The sequence below is a fragment of the Nocardioides sp. genome, from assembly GCF_034670285.1.
Lineage (GTDB): Bacteria > Actinomycetota > Actinomycetes > Propionibacteriales > Nocardioidaceae > Nocardioides.
The window spans coordinates 1-6,906 of record NZ_JAXMNS010000188.1; the positions used below are offsets into that span (position 1 = coordinate 1).

Genomic DNA, 6,906 nt, shown 5'->3' on the forward strand with positions numbered 1-6,906 from the left:
CGCCAGCACGGTCGGCTCGGGTCGCGGGGACTCCCCTCGCGGGCGGGTGTCAGGTGCGCGGGGCGTCCACGCCTCGTCAGGGCTGGGCAGCAGCGGCTCGTCGAGCTGCACGTTGAGGTGCCACGGCCCGGCTGCGGGGCCGGCGGGCGACTCCGTCTGCCAGGAGGCGGCGTCGACGACGTCCTGCGTCGCGACCAGCGGCCCGAACACGCCGACCTGGTCGGTGACCTGGTTGGCCCCGGTGCCGCGCAGCCGGGCGGGGCGGTCCGCGGTGATCACCACCAGCGCGACGCCCGCGTGGGCGGCCTCGAGCACGGCCGGGTGGAGGTTGGCGACGGCAGTGCCGGAGGTGCACACGACCGCGGCCCGGCTGCCCTGCTTGGTGAGGCCGAGCGCGAGGAAGCCGGCCGAGCGCTCGTCGAGACGGGTGTGCAGGCGCACGAGGCCGGCGCGGGCGGCGTCGTACACGGCAAAGGTGAGGGGGGCGTTGCGGCTGCCGGGCGCGACGACGACCTCGCGCACCCCTTCGTCGAGGAGGCGCTGGACGACGGCACGGGCCAGGGCGGTGGCCGTGCTCCCTGAAGCGTCAGTGGTGTCGGCGGCGTGAGTCATGGGGCGCCCATCCTCTCCACCTCGGCGAGCCGGGCCTCCCAGTGGGCCACCCGGTCGGGGGCCGCGGCGAGGCGGTCGAGCGCAGCGTCGTCGACGAGCGAGGCACCGACCGGCAGCATCCCGTCGACGGGCACGAGCGGTCGGGTCGCCACGTCGTCGGTGAGCAGGGCGACGGTGGCGAGCCCGCAGGCGAACGGCAGCTCCGGCAGTGCCGCAGCCAGGGCGAGGCCGGCCGCGATCCCGACCGAGGTCTCCAGCGCCGACGACACCACGACCGGCAGGCCGATGTCCTCGGCGATCCGCAGGCAGGCCCGCACCCCGCCCAGCGGCTGCACCTTCAGCACCGCGACGTCAGCTGCCTCGAGGTCGCGCACCCGGTAGGGGTCGGCGGCACGACGGATCGACTCGTCGGCCGCGATCGGCACGTCGACGCGACGCCGTACGACGGCGAGGTCCTCGACGCTCATCACCGGCTGCTCGACGTACTCCAGTCCCCCGGCGGCCCGGTCGAGGGCGGCGATCGCGGTCACGGCCTCGTCGATCGACCACAGCCCGTTGGCGTCGACGCGGATCCGACCATCCGGGCCCAGGGCGTCACGGACCGCCTCGAGGCGCGCCTCGGCCTGGGCCAGGCTCTGACCGGGCTCGGCGACCTTCACCTTCGCAGTGCGGCACCCGCCGCGCAGCACGATCGCGTGCGCCTGCTCGGGACCGACCGCGGGCACGGTGGCGTTGACGGGGATCTCGGTGCGCAGCGGCTCGGGCCAGTCGCCGGCGGCGGCCTCGAGGGCGCAGGCCCACCAGGGCGCGGCCACGGCGGCGTCGTACTCGAGGAACGGGCTCCACTCGCCCCAGCGACCGTCGGCGCCCTGCACCAGGGCGACCTCGCGGACGGTGATCCCGCGGAAGCGGGTACGCATCGGGATCGACAGCACGCGCAAGCCGCCGTAGGTCGGCGCGCTCATGCGACACCGACCAGGCCGAGCAGCGCCTGACGATCGGGCTTGCCGTTGGCGAGCAGGGGGATCTCGGGGACGACGACCACCTGGCGTGGCGCCCAGGCGCGCGGGTGGGCGGCCGCGACCCACTCGCGCAGGTCGTGGTGGCTGACGGCGCCGACCACGAACGCGACCAGCCGGTTGCCCCACTCGGGGTCGGGTACGCCGAGCACCTCGGCCGCAGCGACGTCCGGGTGGGCGCGCAGTCGCGCCGCGACCGCGGGGCCGGGCACGTTGACGCCACCACTCACCACCACGTCGTCGAGTCGGCCCAGCACTCGCACGCGCGCGCCCGGGCCGTCGCGGTCGATCTCGCCTGCGTCGGCGGTGCGGAACCATCCGTCGACCAGGGTCTCGGCGGTGAGGGCGGGGTCGCCGTCGTAGCCGTCGAAGAGCATCGGTCCGGTGATCAGCAGCCGCCCGTCGTCGGCGGTCGCGACCCTCACCCCGTCGAGCGGCACCCCGTCGTAGACACAACCGCCGGAGGTCTCGGCCGACCCGTAGGTCGCCACGACCCGCACGCCCGCCGCGGCCGCGCGCTCGCGCAGCGTCGGGTCGATCGGTCCGCCGCCGAGCAGCACCGTGTGGGCGCGACGCAGGGCCTCGAGGTCACTCCCGGCTGCCTCGAGGATGCGGTGCAGCTGTGTCGGGACGAGCGAGGTGAACCAGCCGTCGCCTGCCGGCCACGGCTCGTCGATGCCGACGGGGTCGTGCCCGGCGACCAGCGACCGACAGATCACCTGCGTCCCGGCGACGTACGTCTCGGGCACGCGCAGCACCCACGGCCCGGAGCCACCGAGGCGCTCCTCGGTGGCCGCCACCGAGGCCAGCACCGCACGGCGCGAGAGCAGCACCCGCTTGGGGCGTCCCGACGAGCCGGAGGTCTCGACGACCCAGGGATCGGGCTCTCCCTCGCCGTCCGCGCTCGCCAGCCACGCGCGCAGCGCGGAGACGTGGGGCGATGACGTGCTCACACGACCGAGGCTAGCCGGGTCGACCGCCACCCCTCGAGGGGGTCGAGCGCCACCTGCGGACCGCCCGCGGCCCCGCTGCTGCTTGAATCACCTGTTGTGGCGACAGCGTCTGAGTGGGTCCAGGGGGCGCGTCCGCGCACGCTCCCCGCAGCGGTCGCGCCGGTCCTCGCCGGCACCGGGGTCGCGGCGTACGCCGATGCCGCGGTGTGGTGGAAGGCGCTGCTGGCCCTCGTGGTGAGCCTGGCGCTCCAGGTCGCGGTCAACTACGCCAACGACTACTCCGACGGCATCCGAGGCACCGACGACGAGCGCGTCGGTCCGATGCGCCTGGTCGGCTCGCAGGTCGCGACCCCCGGCGCGGTCAAGCGCGCAGCGTTCCTGGCCTTCGGCGTCGCCGGCGTCGCGGGCCTCGTGCTCGCGGCCTCGACGGCCTGGTGGCTCGTCGCGGTGGGCGCGGTCAGCGTCGTCGCCGCCTGGTACTACACCGGCGGCTCGACCCCCTACGGCTACCTCGGGCTCGGCGAGGTGATGGTCTTCGTGTTCTTCGGGCTCGTGGCCGTCATCGGCACCACCTACGTGCAGGTCGAGGCGTGGTCGACGCCGGCGCTGTACGCCGGGATCGGGATCGGGGCGCTCGCCTGCGCGATCCTGGTCGTCAACAACCTGCGCGACATCCCCACCGACACCGTCGCCGGCAAACGCACCCTGGCGGTGCGGCTCGGTGACGCCCGCACCCGCCGGCTCTACCTCGCGCTCGTCGTAGCGGCCGCGGTGTGCGTCGTCCTCGTCGCCGCCTCCACCACCTGGTGGGCGCTGCTCGGCCTGGGCTTCCTCGCCCCGGCCACCCCGGGCGTCCGCACCGTGCTCGGCGGGGCCACCGGCCCGGCGCTGATCCCGGTGCTCCAGCAGACCGGCGTCGCCGAGCTCGCCTGGGCGGTCCTGGTGGCCGGCGCACTCGTGCTCGCCTGAGCCGCCCCCGCTTCAGCCACTGCGCGACGTAGGCTGGACGGCATGTTCAAGATCCTGCTCGTCCTGATCGTCCTCGGCTTCGTCCTGTGGCGCTTCCGGGTCCCGATCCTGGCCAAGATCCTCGGTCAGCCGCAGAGCCGCATCGAGCGTCAGCTCAACCGCCGCAAGGACTAGCTGTCGTCGTCCTCGCGCGAGCGCATCTCCTCGTAGCGAGCGGTGGCCCGACCTGCGCGCTCCTCCACGCGACGGGCCAGAGCCTCACGCGGGGCGCTGAGCACGAAGTACGACCCCACCCCGCTGATCGCGAAGGCCAGCAGCAGCGTGATCACCGGGTAGGGGCTGCCGAAGAGCAGCGCGGCCACCGCTGTGACCACCACCCAGGTGACGAGGAACAACGCGAGCCGAGCAAGGGTGTAGATCCAGAACTCCTTCACAGGGTTCAGGGTATGCCGTGACCACCAGGGGCCTACATTGGAGGGGTGCTGAAGTTCCTGTTCGTGCTGATCCTGTTCGCGGCGGCGACCTACCTGCTGATCCGTGTCTTCCAGAAGCGCGGCCTGATGCCCCAGACCCCGGCCTGGCCCAAGCGTCAGCCGCCCAAGCGGATGATCGCGCCGGACGACGACGAGGACTTCCTCCGTGACCTCGACCGCAAGAAGCGCGAGCCCGAGGACCCCGACTCCAAGCCGTAGCGCTCAGCCGCGGTCCTGAGAGCACAGCCGATTCGCCTGTGACACGAGCGGGTCAGGAGCGGCCGGCGGCCTTGAGGTCGCGACGCAGCTCCTTGGGGAGCGAGAAGATCAGCGACTCCTCGGCCGAGTGCACGGCCTTCGCGTCGGGGTAGCCCCGCTCGGAGAGATAGGCCAGAACTCCTTCGACGAGGGACTCCGGGACCGAGGCACCGGAGGTCACCGAGACCTTCTTGACCCCGTCGAGCCAGGCCTCGTCGATCTCGGAGACGTCGTCGACGCGGTAGGACGTCTTGGCGCCCGCGTCGAGGGCGACCTCGACGAGCCGGACCGAGTTGGAGGAGTTGGCGGAGCCGACCACGATCAGCAGGTCACAGTCCTGGGCGATGTCCTTGACGGCCAGCTGTCGGTTCTGGGTGGCGTAGCAGATGTCGTCGCTGGGCGGGTCGAGCAGCAGCGGGAACCGCTCGCGGATCGCCGCGACCGTCTCGAGGGTCTCGTCGACCGACAGCGTGGTCTGCGAGAGCCAGGCGACGCGCGCCGGGTCGCGGACGACGATGCCCGGCACGTCGGCAGGGCTCTGCACGAGCTGAATGTGCTCGGGCGCCTCGCCGGCGGTGCCCTCGACCTCCTCGTGGCCCTCGTGGCCGATGAGCAGGATGTCGTAGTCGTCGTCGGCGAAGCGCCGGGCCTCGTGGTGCACCTTGGTCACCAGCGGGCAGGTCGCGTCGATCGTCTTGAGCTCGCGCTCCTCGGCCTGGCGGTGCACCTCGGGCGAGACGCCGTGGGCCGAGAAGACGACAGTGGCGCCCTCGGGTACCTCGGCGAGCTCCTCGACGAAGATCGCGCCGCGCGACTCGAGGTCGGCCACGACGTGCTTGTTGTGCACGATCTGCTTGCGCACGTAGACCGGCGAGCCGTAGAGGTCGAGCGCCTTCTCCACCGTCACGACGGCCCGGTCGACGCCCGCGCAGTAGCCGCGGGGTGCGGCCAGCAGGACCGCCCGCTCGGCCTCGTCGGGGGTCAGGATCGCCGGGCTACCCAGATCGATGCTCATGGGCCTGAGTCTACGGGCCGCACGATGTGCGTTCGACCGGGTCGCTCAGCGACGCCTCAGCCTCTCCCCCCCGCCGCCGGCGAGACCCACCGGGGTCGGCACTAGTCGATCCGCTCGTAGAAAGCGACGTCCGCCCGGTTCTGCGACTGCGCGTCGAGCGGGTCGTCGCACCCGGAGACCCGGAGCGTGACCGTGCCCCGCTCCGCGATCACCGCCGACGTCGACTGTGACGAGACGCCTCCCATGACCAGGTCCCCGAGGACGCCGTCCCACTCGACGCGCGAGCGGCACCCGTCGCCCAGGCGGATCCCCACCACCGCGAGGACGGCGCCGAGGTCGTCAGGGGCGATCGTGTCGCTCGGGCCGTTCCCCAGCCCGGACGAGGAGGCCCGGGCCGCCAGCCGCCAGGCGTGACCGCCGTCCTCACGCAGGTCGGGGAAGTACCCGTCGGGTCCGTTGACCGTGTCGCCGGCGGCCAGGCCGTAGGTGCCGATCCCGATCCGCAGGGTCGGGTCGTCGACCAGCGGCCCGTTGCGCCCTTCAGTGACTCGGAGGGTGGTCGAGACGTCCTCACCCGGCTTCGTCGGGAAGGCCGCACCGCCGGCGGACGCCGGGTCCACCGGCACCACGTCGCCGCAACCGCCACCGGAGAGGAGTGCGCCCTTGTCACCGGTGTCGATGTGGAGGTAGGCGTTGGGCACCGCGCTGCGGCAGAAGAACTTGAGCGCGATGCCCCGACCGGTGGCGGTGGCCCCGTAGGAGACCTCCGCCTCGCCCGGCTCGCCCACAGCAGCGCCGAGGAGCTCCAGCCCGGCGACGTCCTCGCGGAAGGTGACGCCCTGCGACGTCACCCCGGCCGGGCGCTCCTCGCCGAGCGTGTAGACCGCCAGACCGACCGCGCCGCCGGCTGCCACGGCCTCGACCTCGGTGTCGTCCCCGGCCGGCACCAGCACCCAGTTGGTGAAGTCGGCATCGCCGAAGGCCACTGGATCGAGCAGGCCCGGGACGGTGATCGTGACCCGGTCGTCGTCGCCCGAGGTCGCCCAGGAGACGAGCCGCGGGTGGTCCGAGGCCGGCAGGTCGACCGAGACCCGGTCGCCCGTGGTCTCGGCACTCTGGGTCCAGTCGTAGGTGAAGCCGAGTGACGACAGCTGTGCGGGAGGCGTGAGGCCCACGACCGTGCCCGCGGGCTCCGGGGCCGCCTGGCGCGCCGCGTCAGGCAGCAGGGCCACTCCCCCGACCACGGCGAGCACGGCAGCGACGCCACCCGCAGCGACCGCCCGGCGGCGGCGTCGTACGACGCGCACCCGCTGGTGGACGGCGGCGGCTCGGGCTGACGTGCCGACGGTCGCGTCGGCGTGGTCGGCGTGGTCGGCGTGGTCGGCGTGGTGGCCCAGGGTGGTGCGGAGGTCGTCGAGGCTGTTCATGACGCATCCTTCGTCGTGCTCGGGTGGGAGTCGGTCGCGAGGGCCGGGTCGATGCGCAGCTTGGCGAGCGCGCGGCTGCACTGGCTCTTGACGGTGCCGACCGTGCAGCCGAGCACCTCGGCCGTCTGGGCCTCCGTGAGGTCCTCGAAGTAGCGCAGCACCACGACCGCCCGCTGGCGC

10 protein-coding genes are annotated in these 6,906 nt (G+C 73.4%); 3 read left to right on the forward strand and 7 right to left on the reverse strand.

The window, feature by feature from the left end; translation table 11 throughout:
• The 3 genes from VOI19_RS10800 to VOI19_RS10810 all read right to left on the reverse strand — a co-directional run.
• Positions 1-612: thiamine pyrophosphate-binding protein (locus tag VOI19_RS10800; RefSeq protein ID WP_323792972.1), on the reverse strand; the 612-nt coding region annotated here is incomplete at its 3' end.
• On the reverse strand, positions 609-1,577 hold the full coding sequence (locus VOI19_RS10805) for an o-succinylbenzoate synthase (protein WP_323792973.1): 969 nt from the start codon (positions 1,575-1,577) through the stop codon (positions 609-611). The genes VOI19_RS10800 and VOI19_RS10805, both read right to left, overlap by 4 nt.
• Positions 1,574-2,584: an AMP-binding enzyme gene (locus tag VOI19_RS10810; protein ID WP_323792974.1), complete on the reverse strand. Its 1,011-nt coding sequence runs from the start codon at positions 2,582-2,584 to the stop codon at positions 1,574-1,576. Before VOI19_RS10810 ends, VOI19_RS10805 begins: the two co-directional genes overlap by 4 nt.
• 96 nt (positions 2,585-2,680) lie before the next feature.
• Between VOI19_RS10810 and VOI19_RS10815 the strand changes: the two genes are divergently transcribed.
• Both VOI19_RS10815 and VOI19_RS10820 read left to right on the forward strand, forming a co-directional pair.
• Positions 2,681-3,553 (forward strand): 1,4-dihydroxy-2-naphthoate polyprenyltransferase, encoded by an 873-nt coding sequence (locus VOI19_RS10815; RefSeq protein WP_323792975.1) that lies wholly within the window; start codon positions 2,681-2,683, stop codon positions 3,551-3,553.
• Between the two features lie 42 nt (positions 3,554-3,595).
• On the forward strand, positions 3,596-3,727 hold the full coding sequence (locus tag VOI19_RS10820) for a hypothetical protein (protein ID WP_323792976.1): 132 nt from the start codon (positions 3,596-3,598) through the stop codon (positions 3,725-3,727).
• Here VOI19_RS10820 and VOI19_RS10825 read toward each other — a convergent pair.
• Positions 3,724-3,987, reverse strand: coding sequence for a DUF4229 domain-containing protein (locus tag VOI19_RS10825; RefSeq protein WP_323792977.1), 264 nt, complete (start codon positions 3,985-3,987; stop codon positions 3,724-3,726). The two genes, VOI19_RS10820 and VOI19_RS10825, sit on opposite strands and share 4 nt — an antisense overlap.
• A gap of 45 nt (positions 3,988-4,032) precedes the next feature.
• Here VOI19_RS10825 and VOI19_RS10830 point away from each other — a divergent pair, with 45 nt between their 5' ends.
• Positions 4,033-4,245: a hypothetical protein gene (locus tag VOI19_RS10830; protein ID WP_323792978.1), complete on the forward strand. Its 213-nt coding sequence runs from the start codon at positions 4,033-4,035 to the stop codon at positions 4,243-4,245.
• Between the two features lie 52 nt (positions 4,246-4,297).
• Here VOI19_RS10830 and VOI19_RS10835 read toward each other — a convergent pair whose 3' ends face one another.
• The 3 genes from VOI19_RS10835 to VOI19_RS10845 all read right to left on the reverse strand — a co-directional run.
• Complete coding sequence (locus VOI19_RS10835) at positions 4,298-5,299, reverse strand: 4-hydroxy-3-methylbut-2-enyl diphosphate reductase (RefSeq protein WP_323792979.1); 1,002 nt, start codon at positions 5,297-5,299, stop codon at positions 4,298-4,300.
• Positions 5,300-5,400: 101 nt separating this feature from the next.
• Complete coding sequence (locus VOI19_RS10840) at positions 5,401-6,726, reverse strand: hypothetical protein (RefSeq protein ID WP_323792980.1); 1,326 nt, start codon at positions 6,724-6,726, stop codon at positions 5,401-5,403.
• Positions 6,723-6,906, reverse strand: a 184-nt coding sequence (locus tag VOI19_RS10845) for a sigma factor-like helix-turn-helix DNA-binding protein (protein ID WP_323792981.1), incomplete at its 5' end; no start/stop codon positions are given. The genes VOI19_RS10840 and VOI19_RS10845, both read right to left, overlap by 4 nt.